Here is a 16,149-nt window from a genome sequence, read left to right on the forward strand (position 1 = left end):
CCGGTACTCCTGTGCTCGTGTGCGCGGCTCAGCCGCCGCTCAACCGAAGAAGAACCGCCGTATTGGCCCGAGGCAGGGACACCGTCAACTGCCCCTCCGCCGCGTCCCATTCCGCGCCGGCATCCGCGCTCGCCGGATACAGCACCCCGGCTTGGACATGTGCCCCGCGCAGATGAGGAACCGTGAAAGTACCGCCGGTTCCGTCGCCCGACTCCCGTCTCCACGCCATCACGTACGTGGCGTCCGCCCCCCGCAGCCCATGCGCGATCCACCCGTCCTCCCACCCGGGAAGCCCCAGCGGCCAGAACGGATGCGCCGTACCGATCTCCCCCCGGACCTCCTTGTAGACGGAGACCGCCGAGCGGACGAGGTCGAACTGCTCGTCGTTCATGAGGTTGAGGAAGCCGGAGAGATGGATACGGCCGAGGAGCGGGCCGGTGAGGGTGAAGGCGATCTCGTCGAGGGTCTGGTCCGGCTGGGGGTACGCCCACACCGCGGCCTGTTCGGGTGTCGCGGCGGTGGCTGCCGCCGCGGTGATGGGCGGGTAGCGCAGCGGGTCCTGCTGGTCGCTGGTGGACTGGAGCTGGGCGACGGCCAGTTGGGCGTAGTCCATGCGGAGGCCGCCCGATCCGCAGTTCTCCAAGACGAGTTGGGGATGGCGGTCGAGGAGTCCGGCCATCCAGTCGAGGTGGGCGCGGTGGTGCCCGAGCAGTCCGGCGCCCGCGCTCTCGGTCCCGTTCTCCGTCCCCGGGCCGATGTTGATGTTGTAGTCGAACTTCAGATAGCCGACGCCCCACTCGCCGACCAGCCGGTCCACCACCTCGTCGAGATGCGCGCGGGCGGCCGGGTGGCGCAGGTCCAAGTGGTGCCGGCCGTGTTCCGTGACGCGCAGTCCGCCGCGACGGAAGAACGCCTCGGGAGGCAGGGTCTGGGCCAACGGGCTGCGTACGCCCACGACTTCGGGTTCGAGCCAGAGGCCCGGAGTCATGCCGCGCTTCGTGATGGCGTCCAGGACCTCCTGTATGCCGCCCGGGAAACGGTTGGGCGCGGGCTCCCACGCACCGACGGAGTCCCACCAGCCCTGGGCGTCGTCGTCGTACCAGCCCGCGTCGATAACGAAGACCTCGGCGCCGGCGGTCGCCGCCGCCTCGATGAGCGGCAGGAGCCGTTCGGTGGTGGGGTCGCCGTTCAGGGTGTTCATGTAGTCGTTGTAGATCACCGGGAGGGCGCGGTGATCGGGGTGGTCGCGGCGGATGCCCCGGCGGTAGTCCGTAAGGGTCCCGAAGGCCGCGTCCAGGCCGCCGGTCTCCGTGCGGACGAGGACAGCGGGGACGGTGTTGAACTCCTCGCCGTGGGCGAGGAGTTGGTGCCACTGGTGATGGGCGTCGTCGGGCCCGAACAGGGCGATGTAGGCCGCGCCTTCGCGTTCGCCGGTCTCGAAGCGCCAGCCCGCGCTGGACTCGATCTGCCACAGCCAGGCGTTGCCCTCCCGGTCGGTGAGGGCGGCGACCGGGAGGTGCCGGCCGGTGGACCAACTCCCTTGCGAGTAGCGCTCGAAGCAGCCGCGCCCCTCGCGCCCGTGGGCGAACCGGCTCAACTGCACGACCTCGTCGCGGAGTTCGGCCTGGCGCCAACGGCATTCGGCGAGCCAGTCGTTGTCCGCCCAGTGCAGGGTCAGCCCGTCGAGACCGTCTTCGGCGACAGGGGATTCGGCAACGGAGGAGGTGATACCGCCGAGGGTCAGCGTCGTCACGCTCTCCAACCGGAGCGGCTCGGCACCCTCGTTGACCAGCCGTACCCGCGCACGCAGGAAGCCCGCGTCGACGCCCGCCTCCAGGGTGACCTGGGCGAGCAGCCCGGTCACGGGGTCCGTGAGCCGGATCGTCGTACGGTCCACGCTTCCGTCCCGCACGGTCTCGTGATCGCGGTAGGTCAGACGGTCGCCGATGGCCGTCTCGATGAACCGCTCCCCCGACCACATGCGCCCGTGCCCCGTGGCGGTGACCTCGACGAGAGGCACCAGACGGGCCCAGTCCTGATCGGGCGCTCCCAGCCGGACCGCTCCGGCGGCATCGACGACGGCGTGCAGCCCGAGCACCGGATGCGACCAGATTCGGGACCTCTCGACTGTTCCTACGACACTGGTCAACGCGCTTTCCCCTTCTGGGACGGTTCGGTCCTGCGGCTCTCGTTCAGGCGCCGAGCTGGGGCTTCTCGCTCGGCGGGAGGGAACTCGCCGCTCCTGCCAGTGTGTTCGAAAGGTGGATCCCCAGTTGCGGTCTCTTGACGCCCACGTTGTGACCGCTCACAATCCTCGCATGGATGTGACCGGTCACACAAGCTCCGGCGGCCACGGCGACCCCCCTCAGGGACCGCGGAAAGCCGCCAGTATCCGCGACGTCGCGGCTGCCGCAGGCGTCTCCTACCAGACCGTTTCGCGGGTCATCAACGGCCACCCGAACGTCAAGGAGGAGACCCGAAAGCGCGTCGACGCCGCCATCCAGACCCTGGGCTTCCGGCGCAACGCCACCGCGTTCGCCCTCGCCAGCGGGGTCACCCGATCGGTCACGGTCATCACGTCGAACACCGTCCTCTACGGCTATGCGGCCACCCTGCAAGGTCTTGAAGAGGCGTCCCGCGCCGCCGGATACGCGCTCGGTGTGCGGGTGGTGACCCCCGAGGACGATCTGGACCGTACGATCGCCGCTGCCGCCGACACCGGTGGTGGCGTGGTGGTCATCGGCTACGACCGCATCGGTGCCGCCGCCCTGGATCGCGTACCGGCGCATGTGCCGTGCGCGGCGCTGGTGGAAGCGCCACCGCTGGGCCGGACACCCAGCCGTCCGGCGGTGTGGGCCGACGACCGCGAGGCGGCCCGTGCCGCCACCGAGCACCTGCTGTCGCTCGGGCACGCGAACGTCCACCACGTCGCCATCCCCGCCTCGACCGGAACCCGGCGCCTGGCGGGCCCCCGCGCCGAGGGCTGGCGTCAGGCACTGGAAGCGGCCGGCATCACCCCGCCTCCGCCGTCCGGCAAGGGCTGGGACGCCGAGGCCGGCTACGAGGCCGGGAAGAAGCTCGCCCGGAACAAGGACGTCACCGCGATCCTGTGCGGCAACGACGACCTGGCGCTGGGTGTGCTGCGGGCCCTGCACCACGCGGGCCGGCGCGTCCCGGAGGACATCAGCGTCATCGGTTTCGACGACGCCCCGCACTCCGCTTTCGTCACCCCGTCCCTGACCACCGTCCGCATGGACTTCCACGGGCTGGGCCGCGCCGCGTTCGGGCTGCTGCGCGCCCAACTCGACACCGATCGGCTGGAACCCGCGCCGGTACCGGCCGAACCCACCCTCATCCTCCGGGAGAGCTCGGGCCCACGGGACGTGTGAGCCGGATCGGACGTCCGGCCTCGTCGTATCCGTCACGTCCGCCCTGCCCGGGCTCGCCGTACCCGTCAGCCGCCCTCCCCGCAGTCATCGCCCAACTCCGCAAGCCCGCCCCGCCTCCCTTCCGCGTACGAACAAGATCCGCCATGAGAAGAGCCGTCTCCGTCCCTCCCACCGCCTGTCTCCTCGGGCTGACCGCGACCGCGTGCAGTGACAGCACCGGTGGCGCCACGACCGCAGCGCCCGAGGGTTCGGTCAGCCCGACCGCGTCCCTCAAGGGCGTCAGCCTCGCCATGTGGGTCGCACAGAACAGCGTCTCGGAGCCCAAGCAGGCCATCGAGGCGTTCGAGAAGGCCACCGGGGCCAAGGTCAACACCGAGGTCATACCGGACCCGTACGAGTCGAACGTCCCGACCAAGCTCGCCTCGGGCGTCAAGCCGGACTTGATGACCGGCACCGCGGTCACCCGGACCATGTCGCCTACGGCGCGACGGTCGGACCGTCCGGGTGGTTGTGGCGTTGCTCGACCATCTCGCGGGTCAGGGCCTCGGTCTCCGGCTCTGGCAGCCGATCGAAACCGTCCTCGGTGATGACCGAAACGATGGGGAAGATACGGCGGTTGATGTCCGGGCCGCCGGTGGCCGAGTCGTCGTCGGCCGCGTCGTAGAGGGCCTGCAGTGCGGCCAGAGCCGCGTCGCGCCGGGACATACCCTGGTGGAACAGCTTCTTGAGGGCGCCCCTGGCATACGGGGAGCCGGAGCCCTCGGCGTGGAAGTCCGGCTTCTCGTAGGTGCCGCCCACGACGTCGAAGGTGAAGATACGGCCCTTCGCGCCTTCGGGGGCTGCGGGGTCGTAGCCGACGAGGAGCGGTACGACGGCGAGGCCCTGCATGGCCTGGCCGAGGTTCTGCCGGATCAGGCCGGCGAGACGGGTGGCCTTCGCGTTGAGGGTCATCGGGATGCCCTCGATCTTCTCGAAGTGCGTCAGCTCGACCTGGTACAGCCTCACCATGTCCACGGCGAGCCCGACCGTGCCGGCGAAGGCGACCGCGGTGTAGTCGTCCGCGGGGTGCACCTTCTCCAAGTCGCGCTGTGCGATGACGTTGCCCATGGTGGCCCTGCGGTCGCCGGCGATCAGCACGCCGTCGCGGTAGGAGAGGGCCAACACCGTGGTGCCGTGCGGGAATTGGTCGGCGGCGGCGCGGACGCCCGCCGGGAAGGGACGGCGCGTGGGCAGCAGTGCGGGCCGGTGTGCCGTCAGGAACTCGGTGAAGGACGAGGTCCCGGGAGTGAAGAACTCGTCCGCCAACCGGCCACCACTGTTCTCGTTCTCCGCCATGCAACTCCCCCTCGCCCGCGGGCCAATACTCGGACTACTACCTGAACCGGCCGGGCGGGAAACGCAGTTGGGGTCAGAGTGCTTTGCGCCGGACCAGGACCCCGAGCACCAACAGGCCGGGGACCAGCGGCAGCCACATGGTGAGCAGCCGGTAGCCGAGGACGACGGAAGCGGCGGCCGACGCCGTGGTTCCCGAGGCGGTGAGGGCGAAGACCAGGGCCGCGTCGAGTGAACCGATGCCACCCGGCGTGGGCAGCAGAGCGGCGGCGCTGCTGGCGGCGAGGTACAGCAGGGCCACCCGGGCCGGGGACAGCGGCAGTTCGACGGCCTGGGTGACACAGACAAGCACCAGGCAGTTCAGCGCGGCGAAGGCCAGCGAGCCGCCCCACAGGGCAGCCGCCCGGTTCGGCCGGGCGTGCACGGCGCGGATGTCGGTCAGTACCGTGCCGAGAGCCCGCCGACACCGGGGCCACAACGGGCAGTTGAGCAACACGGTCACGAGCACGACGACCGCGAGGACGACACCCACCACGCCCACGGAGACGTGCGGGACACGCAGCACACCCGGACAGACGGTGGCGAGAACGCCGATGAGCACGACCCGGACGACCACCCCGGCGGTCGCCTTGACGGCGAGAGCACTGGCCGAGCGGCCGACCGGCAGCCCACAGCGCATCAGGAACCGCAGATTGACGGCACCGGCGCCGAGCCCGGCGGGCAGCACATGGTTGGCGGCGGACGCGGCGAGCTGCGAGGCCACCAGCCGTCCACCGGGCAGCCGTTGGGGCACGGCACCCTGCTGAGCGAGCGCCGAGGACACCCACGTCCCGAGGGCGGCCGTCCCGGCCACCAGCAACCACCCCTGATCGGCGACGGCAAGCCGCCCGGCCCCGCTCGCGAGCACGGGCCAGTGCCCCCGCACCAGACAGACGACGGCGACCAGGACAGCGACCGTCAGCGCGGTCTGCCAGTAGGCCCGTCGGCGGCGGATGGTGGTGGTGGTCGTTGCGGTGGGGGCGGGCGGTGCCGTCATCGGCCTCCGCCCCTCTCCGTCCTCGGGGCGACGCGGAGGTCCAGCGCGCCGTAGCGGTGGGCGGGCCAGTCGTGGGCGTAGGCGGGTGGGCGACTACCGACCGGCGTGACGTTGGCGACGGGCATACGGCGGGCGGTCCGGTCGAGGGTCGTCCGGGTGCTGTTGGCGTTGTGACCCCCGGTCGCGGCGGAGGCGCAGCCCGTGTAGAAGGCGATCGGGATGGCGTCCTGGCCGGTGAGCAGGCACGGCTTGCGTACGCCGAGGCGGTGGAGTTCGGCGGCGGTGCGGGACCAGTCGCGGTGCTGGGTGCTCGTACGGCTCACCGTCCGTTCCAGGACGGCGAGTTGGACCGCCAGATGCCCGGCGAGCCCCGCCGCGAGCAGGGTCACGGCCACCCGCCGCCATGCTCCGGTCGGTCTGGTGACCAGGTGGATCAGCGCGTCGGCCACCGGGATCGACACCAGCGCGTAGGCGGGCAGCAGGAAGCGTGGCGCCGCGTATCCGATCATGAACAGGTACGGGAAGGCGGCGGTGGCGGCGCAGGCCAGCGGGACGAGGGTGGCCGCCGTGCGCCGTGCGCGGATCGCTACGACCAGTCCGACGACGGCGATCACGGGGAGCACGAGCCACCAGACGTCGACCGCCGGGTTGGGCATCGCCCCCGTGCACGGGCGGCACAGGGCGCGTCCGCCCAGGCTGCGCAGTTGGTCGACGACCGCGACGTTCCAGCCCAGTCCGCCCTCGATGGCCGAGGCCGCGTTCAGCCGCTGGGTCAGGCCGCCGTAACTGACGTACGCCTCGATCACCCATTCCACGGCGCCGGACGCGAGCCCGGCGAGGAGCGCGACGACCAGGCGCCGGCGGCGGACGGCGACGAGGAGTGCCAGCAGCGGCAGCGTCACCCAGACCGCGTCCGTCGGGCGCATCCACGCCATCAGGGACGCGCTCGCCGCCAGTCCCCACAGCGCGGCCCGGTCGGAGCGGTCGGTCCGGGCGCGCAGGCAGCAGCCCGCCGCGGCGAGGGCGCCCACGGCGACCCAGTAGTTGGGCATGGCCTGTGGGCCGTAGAAGAGCGTCACCCAAAGGGAGGCGAACAGGGCGCCTGCCAGGGCGAGGACGCGGACGGGGAACAGGCCGCGCCAGACGCGCAGTGCGAGGAACAGGGCCAGGCCGGAGAGGGCGGCGAGGTAGACGCGGAGGAGGGGGGTGGACGAGGACCAGGAGGTGATGGGGGCGACGAGGAGGGAGATGCCTCGGGCCCGGGGTGCGCTGAAGAAGGCGGCGGGGGCGTGCGCGCTGATCTGGCTGACGTAGACGGTCTCGTCCCAGCCGAGGCCCAACCCGGGTCGCACGAGGACCAGTTGGGCCAGGGTGAAGACCGCCGCCACCGCGGCGAGCGGGTACTCAGAGCGGCGGGACGCGGTCGGCGGTCCGAGCCGTCGCGTCCCGGCGAGTGTGGCGTACGCGCTGCCGGACATTACCCACCCATCCCCCTACAGTTTGTAGGGTTTCCAGCACCCTACAGCCTGTAGTTCGGAATACGGGAGCCAGGGAAAACATGGACAAACTACCGCGTGACAGGCGTGGCCGTGGCCTGAAATTCAGCCAAGCGACTGACGGCCCTACACGCTGTAAGGTGAGCGCCATGGCTGGCAGAGACCCGCAGGTCCGGGCGGAGCGGCGCAGCGCCGGTGAGCTGGAGAGCGAGGTCCTCGCCTCGTTGTGGGCGAGCGACCGCCCCCTGACGCCGGCCGAGATCCAGGCCGAGATCGACGGCCGTCTCGCCTACAACACCGTGCACACGATCCTCAAGCGACTCTACGACAAGGGGCTCGTCCTGCGGGACGCGGACGGACGGCGCGGCTGCTACAGGCCGGCGAAGAACGCGGCCGAGTTGACCGCCGAGGCGATGCGCGAGGCGCTGGACCGGGGGCCGGATCCGATCGCCGCACTGCAGCAGTTCGTGTGCGGTCTGCGTCCCGAGGAGGAGAGGGCCCTGCGCGACCTGCTGGCCGGGGGCGCGGGATGAGGTTCGACGTCTGCACCCCGTTGCCACTGTCGGAGGGGCGGACGGCGACCGGTGAGGTCGTGCTGCCGCCGTGTCTCGTGGTGCGGGGTTCGACAGCGAAGTCGGTCTGAGCGGACCGCGTCGGCTGTCAGCGGCCTCGGGGCTTGCCGCGCTTGGTTCCCTTGGCGCCGCCGGTGGAGCCGCGGGGGTTCTTGCCGGTCTTGCCGGTCGCCTTTCCGGCGGCGGGCTTGCGGCGCGCGGGGGTTTCGGTCCGCTTCGCCTTCGTCTTCGGCTGAGGGGGCGTCGGGGTGCGGCCCCGGGTGCTGTTGACCGTACGACCACGGACGATGCCGATGAAGTCCTCGACCAGCTCGGTGGTCGTGTCCTCCGGCCAGGACAGGGCGACGTCCGACTGCGGAGCGTCCACGACAGTCCGGTAGGTGAGGTCCTTGCGGTGGTGCAGCCGGGCCAGGGACTGGGGGACGTAGAGGATGCCGATGCCCGACGCCACGTGTTCGACGGCGTCCTCGGTGGTGGCCGGACGCTCGAACGCGGGCTCCCCCGGCGGCTGTTCCCAGTCGAGGACGTCGTCGAGGGGGTGGAGGACCACCTCGTCGGCGAGTTCGTCGAGGGACACCTCTTCGACCGCCGTCACGACGTGATCCTTGGGGGCCACGACCACGGTCGCCTCTGTGTAGAGGGCGATCGCGCTGAAGACCTCACGGTCGACCGGCAGCCGTACGAGTCCGGCGTCGGCCTCGCCGCGCCGCAACACATCGGACACCTCGGCGGCCGGTACCGGTACGAGGGTCAGGGGGACGTCGGACCGGCGCTCGTTCCAGATCCGCACCCACTTGGCGGGCGTCACCCCGGGGACGTACGCGAGCCGGAACGTGGGGGATGCTTCCGAGCCTGTCACCCCGCAAGGTTACCCGGCGTGGTCGGAGGTCTCGAACACGGTCGATACTCTTGACGGTATGAAGTCGCACCAGACCACCCAGACCATGAAGCCCGCCACGGCGGCGAAGAAGCTGGGTGTGTACCTAGAGGCCACCCCCGCCGAGTTCCAGAAGGCCGAGGTCTCCCGCGCCGAGCTGAACGAACTGCAGGCCAACCCGCCCGAGTGGCTGCGCGACCTGCGCGCCAACGGCCCGCACCCGCGCCCGGTCGTCGCGGCCAGGCTCGGCGTGTCCATCGCCGGTCTCGCCCGCGGCGGGGTCACCGAGCCCCTCACCACCGAGCAGATCGAGGCGCTGAAGAAGGACGGCCCCGAGTGGCTGGAGAAGGAGCGCGCCACCCAGGCCGACGTCCGCAAGGAAGCCGAGCGGATCAAGAACAAGAAGAACGCCGAGAGCGACGACTGACGGCTGCGGGGCGGACGCGCTCAGGACGGAGACCCACGCGGTGACGGACGGCCCGGCCGGGACCGGGAAACCCCCGGCGATGTACCGCAAGGTTCCGGCCGACCTCGGCCGGGAGATCGGCGAGGGCCGCTACGGCTCCGGCGGACGGCTGCCCGCCGAGGGTGATCTCGCCGAACAGTACGGCGTCTCCCGTGGCACGGTCCGCCAGGCGATGGCCCTCCTGCGCACCGAGGGACTGATCGCCTCACGGCGCGGCACCCGACGGGTCGTGATCGGCACGCCCCGCCCGCAGGGCTTCGGCGAACTCCTCAGCTTCACCCGCTGGGCACGCTCGACGGGCGAGGAACCCGGCGGCCGGATCGTCACCGTGGAGACCCGCCCCGCCGACGCGACCGAGCGGGAACACCTGCGGCTGAGGGCGAACGTCTCAGCGCCGGATGACCCGGAGATGACACTCCGGCCACCCGCGCATGAACGAGACCGGCGCCTCCGTCAGCGCGGCAGACGCAGGCCCGCGATGAGGACGTCGACGAGGCGGAGCGCGTCGTAGCGGTCGTCGCCCTCCGCGCCGACGCAGAGATTGCCGACGCCGCGCATGACCTCGTAGGCGGTCAGGTCGGACCGGACCTCACCGGCAGCGGCCGCCGCGTCGAACAACTCGGTACACACGGGCAGCAGGCGGTCGAGGAAGTAGCCGTGCAGGGCCTCGAAGCCGGCGGTGTCCGACCGCAGCACCGCGGCGAGTCCGTGCTTGGTGACCAGGAAGTCGACGAAGAGATCGATCCACTCCCGCAGCGCGGCGTACGGCGTGGCACTGCTCGCCAGCAGCGCCGGACCGGCTTCGGCGCAGGCCTCGACCTGGTGGCGGTAGACGGCGATGACGAGATCCGCCCGCGTCGGGAAGTGCCGGTAGATCGTGCCGAGTCCCACACCGGCCTCGCGCGCGATGTCACGCACAGGCGCGTCGACACCCGACGCGACGAAGACCTTGGCGGCGGCGTCGAGGAGGGTCTCCTTGTTGCGCCGGGCGTCGGCGCGCTTGGACTGGCCGTCCGCCTTCTCAACCTTCCCGGCCTGACCGTCCCCCTTCTCGGGCCGGGCTACGCGTCCCGCATCCGCGCCGTTCTCACTCACCGCGCAACTCCTTCACCCTCACGACTTGCCAAACCGGAACCACGTTCCGTATCGTTTCCGGAACAAGGTTCCGCTTGCCCATGATGCCAGAGCAGAGGCCGGACGACCAAGCCACGCGCGCCTGCGCCGGGCCACTCCTGCCATCGCACCTTGTCGAAGAACGGACGACACCATGCCCGACACACCCCGCCCCAGCTTCGGAATCATGACCGCCCCCATGCAGGTCGGCTACCACGACCTCCTGCGCGTCTGGCGCGAGGCGGACACCGTCCCGGAGATCGAGCACGCCTGGCTGTTCGACCACCTCATGCCGATCGGCGGCGACCCGGACGGACCGGCCTTCGAGGGCTGGACGCTGCTCTCCGCCCTCGCCGCGCAGACCCGGCGACTGCGGCTCGGCGTGATGGTGACGAGCAACCGCTTCCGGCCGCCCGCGCTGCTGGCCAAGATCGCCACGACCGTCGACGTCGTCTCCGGCGGACGGCTCGACTTCGGCATCGGCGTCGGCTCACGCCCCGACCACCCCCTGGCCAGGCGGGAGTACGAGGCGCACGGCCTCCCCTTCCACGACTCCGCGCACGCCGTGGCCGGCCTGGCCGAGGCCTGCACGGTGATCCGGCGGCTGTGGACCGAGGACAAACCGTTCGACTTCCACGGCACCCACCACCACCTCACCGGAGCGTTCGGCAACCCCAAGCCCGTCCAGCGCCCCCACCCGCCGATCCTCATCGGCGGACGCTCGGCCGCGACACTGCGCGTGGTCGCCGAGCACGCCGACCTGTGGAACATCCCCGGCGGCGACATCGAGGACGCCATCAACCGCAGCGCACTCCTCGACCGCTACTGCGCCGAGATCGGCCGCGACCCCGCCGCGATCACCCGCTCCATCCACCTCTCCGTCTCCTACGACCGTCCCGAGGCCACCCGAGCCGCGATCCGCGAGGCGCTCGACGCGGGCTTCCACCACATCGTGCTCGGACTCGCGGCGCCCTACCCCGCCGACGTCGCGCACTGGGTCGCCGACGAACTGATCGGCAAAGCGTCCTAAACGGCGGGTCAGTCGTGCGGGAACGAGTGGTGTTCGTGCGCGACCAGCCACCGGCCGCGCTCCTTGCGCAGGCCGAAGGTGAGCCGTAGGCGGAGGGTGGGGTGTTCGGCGAACTCCTCGGGGGTGCCACACCGGAGCAGGGCATGGGCGTAGGCGACATCCGTGCCGGCCGTGATGTCGAGGGAGTCGATGTCGAAGCAGGCGCCCTGGGCCTGCCAGTCGAAGAACGGCGGCCAGGTGGCGCGGTAGGCGGCGAGGCCGTGGATGCCGGCGTGCGGCGGCGGGACGTCGTACATGACGAGGTCCTCGGTGTGGTCCGCCATGACGCGGTCGAGGTCGCCGCGGTGGACGGCCTCGGCCCAGCCGGTGATGAGGGTGCGGATCTGTGTCGCGTCGTCGGACATGGCGTCGGCTCCTGTTCCTGTCCCCCACTCCATGGTCTCTCTGCTGACTCGACTCCCCGATCTTCCGCACATCATCGCCCCGGCCGGGCAACCGAGACGGATGGCACACTCTCCGTGTGCCGCTGACTTTCGACGACCTCCTCACCCGTGCCACCGCTCTCGCCGCCCCCGGCCGACGTGCCGTCCTCGGTATCGCCGGCAGCCCGGGCGCGGGCAAGACGACCCTCGCCGAGCACTTGGTGCGGACGTTGAACAGCGCCGGGGAACCGTGGGTCGCCCACGTCCCCATGGACGGCTTCCATCTCGCCGACGTCGAACTGGACCGCCTCGGCCGCCGCGCTCGCAAGGGCGCCCCCGACACCTTCGACGCGGCCGGTTACGCGGCGCTGCTACGGCGGTTGCGCGAGGAGACCGACGAGGTGGTGTACGCGCCGGGCTTCGAGCGGGTGCTGGAGCAGGCCATCGCCGGCGCGATCCCGGTGCTGCCCACGGCCCGGCTGGTGGTGACGGAGGGCAACTACCTGCTGCTGAAGGCGGGTTCATGGGCGCGGGTAGGACCGTGCCTGGACGAGGTGTGGTTCTGCGAGGTCGACGAGGACGAACGCGTCCGCCGACTCGTCGCCCGGCACGAGGAGTTCGGCAAGGACCACGAGACCGCCGTGGCCTGGGTGTTGGGCACCGACCAGCACAACGCCGACCTTGTCGCCACGACGCGTGGGCGAGCGGATCTGGTGGTGCCCGCGTCCGCGCTGCCCGCGCCGTACGGCGTGCGCAACGGGTGAACACCCGGGCCGTGCCCCGGTGTTCACCCGTTCCAGTTCTCAGGCGCGCAGCGTCAGCCCGGGTTCCCCGTGGGCGTCGCCCGTCGCGTCCCCGATCACCGCGGTGAACGCCTCCGTACGCACGGTCAGGCCGTCCTCTCCGGTCTCGAATACGGGCGTGAACTGCCCTTCTCCGGGTCCGTACCGTACGGCGAACACGTGCAGGTTCTCCGGCGCACCCGGTGCCGGGTCGGCCTCCAGCGCTGTGGAGCTGACCAGGTGGAACCAGCCCTCGTCCGGGTTGCCGTAGCCGCGCGGGTCGGCTGCGAGCGCGAACGCCGCCTGTTGCTGCGTGAGTTCGGAACGGGCGTCGAAGTGGTCGACGCCCTGGTCGGTCGGGTGGGTGAGGCGCAGGGCACCCGCGGAGGTGACGTCACCGTCCGCCGTCCTGCGCACCCGGTCTCCGTCGTCCGCCGCATAAGGCAACCCGGCCAGCAAGTACGGTGCTCCGTCAAGGCGTTCGACGGCCACCGTCATCCAGAGACGCGTGCCGTCGGTGACGTACAGGGACTGGATGTGCCGCAGGACGTGGTCACGGCCGACGACCGGCTTGGTGACCAACTTGGCCGTCAGTCCGCCGACTTGGAGGTCGCGGGCCCGTACCTCGCCCATTGGGCGGCACAGCAGGAAACCGTCGAGCACCGGGCCGAAGCCGTGCTGGCGGTTCACTGCCGCGGGCAGGTAGTACGTCCCGTCCGCCTCGACCAGTGACGGGGTCATCTTGCTGTCGAAGGCCACCGAGACGGTTCCCGCGCGCAGTTGGTGGCGGGCCGCCTCCGTCGACGGTGTCCGGTGCCAGCGCGTGGTGTCCTGGACCTGCCAGACCAGCATCCACGCGAAGTGCCCGTCGACCCCGCCGTCCGGCTTGACCGCGTGCCGGCCCCAGCGGCTGTCGCCCCGGTAGCGGCCGATGTCGGAGCCGATACGGCTGCCGAAGTAGCGCAGGCCGAGGACCGATTCGAAGCCGGAGTGCTGTTCGCTGTAGCGCGGACCGCCGTTGTCGAAGCCGCCGCTGGTGAGGCGGGCGTCGATGTAGCGGGCCAGCGCCTCCCCGTCCTCGGCGAAGACGTCCTCGCCGCTGACGATGTGGGCCTGCGCGAGGAACGACAGGGAGATCGGGCCGTAGTTGTTGTCGTACGCGCCGCCGTGCTCGGGCGGGAGGAGGGCGCCGCGGTCGCTCACGCGGTGGGCACGGATCTCGTCGCCGTACACACTGAGCGCGCGCGTGCGGACCAACTCTCCTTCTTCCGGAGGGAGATGGCGGGCCAGCATCAGGCCGCCGACGACGCATCCGATGGCCTGGTTGCCGGCTTCCTGCGGGTTGAAGAAGGTCGCCTCGGTGAGCCAGCGCCAGTAGCCGTGCGCCAACTCGACCAGCGCGGTGCGCTGTTCGTCGTCGACGAGTCCGTCCGTCGCGTCGAGGATGTTGACCGCCTGGAGCAGCGCCCACGCCGTGCTCGGCCAGTCGCCGATGGGGTGCGCGCCCGCTTCCAGGACGTAACGGGCGTACGGCAGGCCGGAGTTGCGGATCTTCAGGTTCGGGTAACCGGGGTTGTCCTCGGTGTAGACGCGCTCCCGGAGGTGGAACGCGAGGCTGCGCCGCACCGCCTCCGGCAGCCGCGCGTCCTTGCCGCGCTGCCATGCGAAAGCCAACAGGGACGTGATCCCGAGCGAGGTGTCCCCGATGTCGTCGTAGCAGTCGGGGTGTTCGAGGTTGCCGTCCGGCGTGATGCGGCGCAGGGCCTGCTCGACGACGTCGGCGAGGACCGCGTCGTAGGCCTCCTGGGTGTCCGGGAGGTCGTGCAGCGGGCCGCGCTGGTGGAGGAGGTGCACGGGTGGTTCAGCCCTTCATGCCTGAGGTGGCCATGGTGTGGGTCGTCGGGGTCAGGAGACGGGTGCGGGGCGGCGGGCGCGGAGTGTGACGCTCAGTGTCTGCGGTCCGTGCCCACCGAGGTAGACGCGGTTCCCGGTCGTCGCGTCGGTGCCGCCGACCACGGTGTAGTCCTGCCCCGGGTCGTAGCGCAGTACGTCGCTCCGGTCCGGTCCGGCGAGCGGTTCGCCCTTCTCGACGGCGGCCTCGACGCGGATCTCGTCGTCGCCGACGCGGTAGGTCAACGGCTCGGTCGTCAGGCACCAGCTTCCGTCGCCGAGCGGTACGGCGCCCTGCGGCTCGCCGCCCGGCCGGAAGGTCAGTTCGAGGGCCCAGGGCACCGGTGGGCCGCTGATGTCGATCCGCAGGTCGGCCCCGTCCTCCCGCAGATCGACCTCGACCCGGGTCGTGTGGGAGACCTCGTCCTGAGGGCGGTCGGGGAAGGCCATCGCCGCGGAGAAGCGGCCCTCGTCCACCAGGCGGTAGGCGCCGTCGTCGCGCCTCCGGTCCTTCGGGAGCGGCTGGTAGTAGGCGGCTGTGAGGGTTTGGGTGAGCCGGTACCGGTTGTCGGCGAGCTGTTCCATGTCGGCGGCACGGAACGGGCCCAGGTCGAAGAACGCCCGCGAGAGGCGGACCGCGTCGAGGACGGCGGCACCGGCGAACAGGCGCAGGAAGGTGGGGTTGCAGGCGAGGCCCGAGCGGACGCGCCGGTGCTCGGGCACGTCGGAGCCGCCGTAGAGGACGCTGTGCGCGGTGGCGGAGGCACGTGAGGCGAGGCGCGCCGTGGTGAAGTACCGGTCGCGGGGAAAGGGGTCCGGCGCCGGTGTCGGCAGCGTGCGGCACAGGTCGGGGGTGAGGATCGTCTCGGCGAGCAGGTCGGGGTCGTCGATGCCGCCGGCCGCCGCCCAGCGCGCCGCTCGGCTGAAGTCGCCGCGGCCTGTGCGGATCGCGAGGAGCCGGTAGTGCGGCAGGTAGGGCGCCCGTGGGAACGGGTGGTTCTGGTCCTGCCGTCGCGAGTGGACGGTCTCCACCGTGCCGTCCGGTCGGATGAGGTCCAGGGTCGCGGTGAGGTTGCGTTCGACGGCGTCCCGCAGGTCGGAGCGGCCGAGGACGTCGGCCAGCAGCAGGAGCGAGGGGTTGGACACGTGGGATGCGTAGACGGCGCTCCGCTCCGAGTACAGTCCCTCCGCGTCGATGTCGACGCCCTCCGCGAGCCACTCCTCGACGCGGTCGAGCAGCCGGTCGTCGGGGAACGAGCGGTGCAGCCGGGCCAGCGCCGCGGACAGCTCCCAGCGGTGGTTCGGGGTGTGCACCCCGCCGGTCAGGAGACTGCCGGAGACGGCACCGGCGATCTCGGCGAGCGTGGCCGTGACCTCGCGCAGTTCCGGACCCGCGCCCGCGGCGAGGACGTGCGCGTCGCACACGTCGTTCACGGTGAACGCGGAGTCCGGGGGTGACTGCACGTTGTCGCCGCCGGCGAAGAGACCGGTGCTGGTCTGCGCGGCCCGCAGGGCTCGGAGGTGGGTCATCGCGGCGGCGACGGCCCGCCCGCTGCCGTGCAGTGCCGAGTCCGGGGAACGGTAGGCCGCGATCAGGGTCTTCACCCGGCGCGCCAGACCACGGTGCGGCACACCGGCGGGTTCCACGTCGGGGCCGGCCGCCAGCGGGACGGCCGACCGGTCGGCGGCACGGGCCGCCGCGCGGACGAACTCGTGGTCGAGCGCGATGGGCACAGTCAGTCCT

Annotated in this window: 15 protein-coding genes; 6 read left to right on the forward strand and 9 right to left on the reverse strand. The window is 71.5% G+C overall.

What is annotated here, in order from left to right; genetic code table 11:
* Positions 1-28: 28 nt before the first annotated feature.
* Positions 29-2,149, reverse strand: coding sequence for an alpha-galactosidase (locus tag ACFWP5_RS00110; RefSeq protein WP_384148225.1), 2,121 nt, complete (start codon positions 2,147-2,149; stop codon positions 29-31).
* Between the two features lie 169 nt (positions 2,150-2,318).
* Here ACFWP5_RS00110 and ACFWP5_RS00115 point away from each other — a divergent pair, with 169 nt between their 5' ends.
* The gene (locus ACFWP5_RS00115; RefSeq protein ID WP_384148227.1) at positions 2,319-3,389 is read left to right on the forward strand and encodes a LacI family DNA-binding transcriptional regulator; all 1,071 of its coding nucleotides are present in this window, start codon (positions 2,319-2,321) and stop codon (positions 3,387-3,389) included.
* Positions 3,390-3,866: 477 nt separating this feature from the next.
* On the opposite strand, the gene prcB is transcribed toward ACFWP5_RS00115, so the two are convergent.
* The 3 genes from prcB to ACFWP5_RS00130 all read right to left on the reverse strand — a co-directional run bounded on the left by prcB (position 3,867) and on the right by ACFWP5_RS00130 (position 7,235).
* Positions 3,867-4,724 carry a proteasome subunit beta gene (gene prcB / locus ACFWP5_RS00120; RefSeq protein WP_384148229.1) on the reverse strand — a complete coding sequence of 286 codons (858 nt, stop codon included), beginning with the start codon at positions 4,722-4,724 and terminating at the stop codon, positions 3,867-3,869.
* 73 nt (positions 4,725-4,797) lie between these two features.
* Positions 4,798-5,757 (reverse strand): YbhN family protein, encoded by a 960-nt coding sequence (locus ACFWP5_RS00125; RefSeq protein WP_384148231.1) that lies wholly within the window; start codon positions 5,755-5,757, stop codon positions 4,798-4,800.
* On the reverse strand, positions 5,754-7,235 hold the full coding sequence (locus ACFWP5_RS00130) for a hypothetical protein (RefSeq protein ID WP_384148233.1): 1,482 nt from the start codon (positions 7,233-7,235) through the stop codon (positions 5,754-5,756). The genes ACFWP5_RS00125 and ACFWP5_RS00130 overlap by 4 nt, the downstream gene beginning before the upstream one ends.
* Before the next feature lie 167 nt (positions 7,236-7,402).
* On the opposite strand from ACFWP5_RS00130, the gene ACFWP5_RS00135 reads away from it, so the two are divergent.
* Complete coding sequence (locus tag ACFWP5_RS00135) at positions 7,403-7,786, forward strand: BlaI/MecI/CopY family transcriptional regulator (RefSeq protein ID WP_384148235.1); 384 nt, start codon at positions 7,403-7,405, stop codon at positions 7,784-7,786.
* 127 nt (positions 7,787-7,913) lie between these two features.
* On the opposite strand, the gene ACFWP5_RS00140 is transcribed toward ACFWP5_RS00135, so the two are convergent.
* A complete protein-coding gene (locus ACFWP5_RS00140; protein WP_384148237.1) occupies positions 7,914-8,684 on the reverse strand; it encodes a LysR family transcriptional regulator substrate-binding protein in 771 nt (256 codons plus the stop codon).
* Between the two features lie 58 nt (positions 8,685-8,742).
* Between ACFWP5_RS00140 and ACFWP5_RS00145 the strand changes: the two genes are divergently transcribed.
* A complete protein-coding gene (locus ACFWP5_RS00145; protein WP_384148239.1) occupies positions 8,743-9,129 on the forward strand; it encodes a DUF5997 family protein in 387 nt (128 codons plus the stop codon).
* 40 nt (positions 9,130-9,169) lie between these two features.
* Positions 9,170-9,679 carry a GntR family transcriptional regulator gene (locus ACFWP5_RS00150; RefSeq protein WP_384148241.1) on the forward strand — a complete coding sequence of 170 codons (510 nt, stop codon included), beginning with the start codon at positions 9,170-9,172 and terminating at the stop codon, positions 9,677-9,679.
* Here the strand turns inward: ACFWP5_RS00150 and ACFWP5_RS00155 are convergent.
* A complete protein-coding gene (locus ACFWP5_RS00155) occupies positions 9,622-10,263 on the reverse strand; it encodes a TetR/AcrR family transcriptional regulator (protein ID WP_384148243.1) in 642 nt (213 codons plus the stop codon). The genes ACFWP5_RS00150 and ACFWP5_RS00155 overlap by 58 nt on opposite strands.
* Before the next feature lie 172 nt (positions 10,264-10,435).
* Between ACFWP5_RS00155 and ACFWP5_RS00160 the strand changes: the two genes are divergently transcribed.
* Positions 10,436-11,311: an LLM class flavin-dependent oxidoreductase gene (locus ACFWP5_RS00160; RefSeq protein WP_384148245.1), complete on the forward strand. Its 876-nt coding sequence runs from the start codon at positions 10,436-10,438 to the stop codon at positions 11,309-11,311.
* A gap of 8 nt (positions 11,312-11,319) precedes the next feature.
* Here the strand turns inward: ACFWP5_RS00160 and ACFWP5_RS00165 are convergent, their stop codons facing one another.
* Entirely contained in the window at positions 11,320-11,715 is a 396-nt protein-coding gene (locus ACFWP5_RS00165; RefSeq protein ID WP_384148247.1) for a YybH family protein, read from the reverse strand.
* Positions 11,716-11,831: 116 nt separating this feature from the next.
* On the opposite strand from ACFWP5_RS00165, the gene ACFWP5_RS00170 reads away from it, so the two are divergent.
* Positions 11,832-12,497: a nucleoside/nucleotide kinase family protein gene (locus ACFWP5_RS00170; protein WP_384148249.1), complete on the forward strand. Its 666-nt coding sequence runs from the start codon at positions 11,832-11,834 to the stop codon at positions 12,495-12,497.
* A gap of 39 nt (positions 12,498-12,536) precedes the next feature.
* Here the strand turns inward: ACFWP5_RS00170 and ACFWP5_RS00175 are convergent, their stop codons facing one another.
* Together ACFWP5_RS00175 and ACFWP5_RS00180 are read right to left on the reverse strand one after the other, a co-directional pair.
* Entirely contained in the window at positions 12,537-14,369 is a 1,833-nt protein-coding gene (locus ACFWP5_RS00175) for a hypothetical protein (RefSeq protein WP_384148251.1), read from the reverse strand.
* 51 nt (positions 14,370-14,420) lie between these two features.
* Entirely contained in the window at positions 14,421-16,139 is a 1,719-nt protein-coding gene (locus ACFWP5_RS00180) for a hypothetical protein (protein ID WP_384148253.1), read from the reverse strand.
* Positions 16,140-16,149: the final 10 nt, after the last annotated feature.

This window comes from Streptomyces sp. NPDC058469, from assembly GCF_042721125.1.
Lineage (GTDB): Bacteria > Actinomycetota > Actinomycetes > Streptomycetales > Streptomycetaceae > Streptomyces.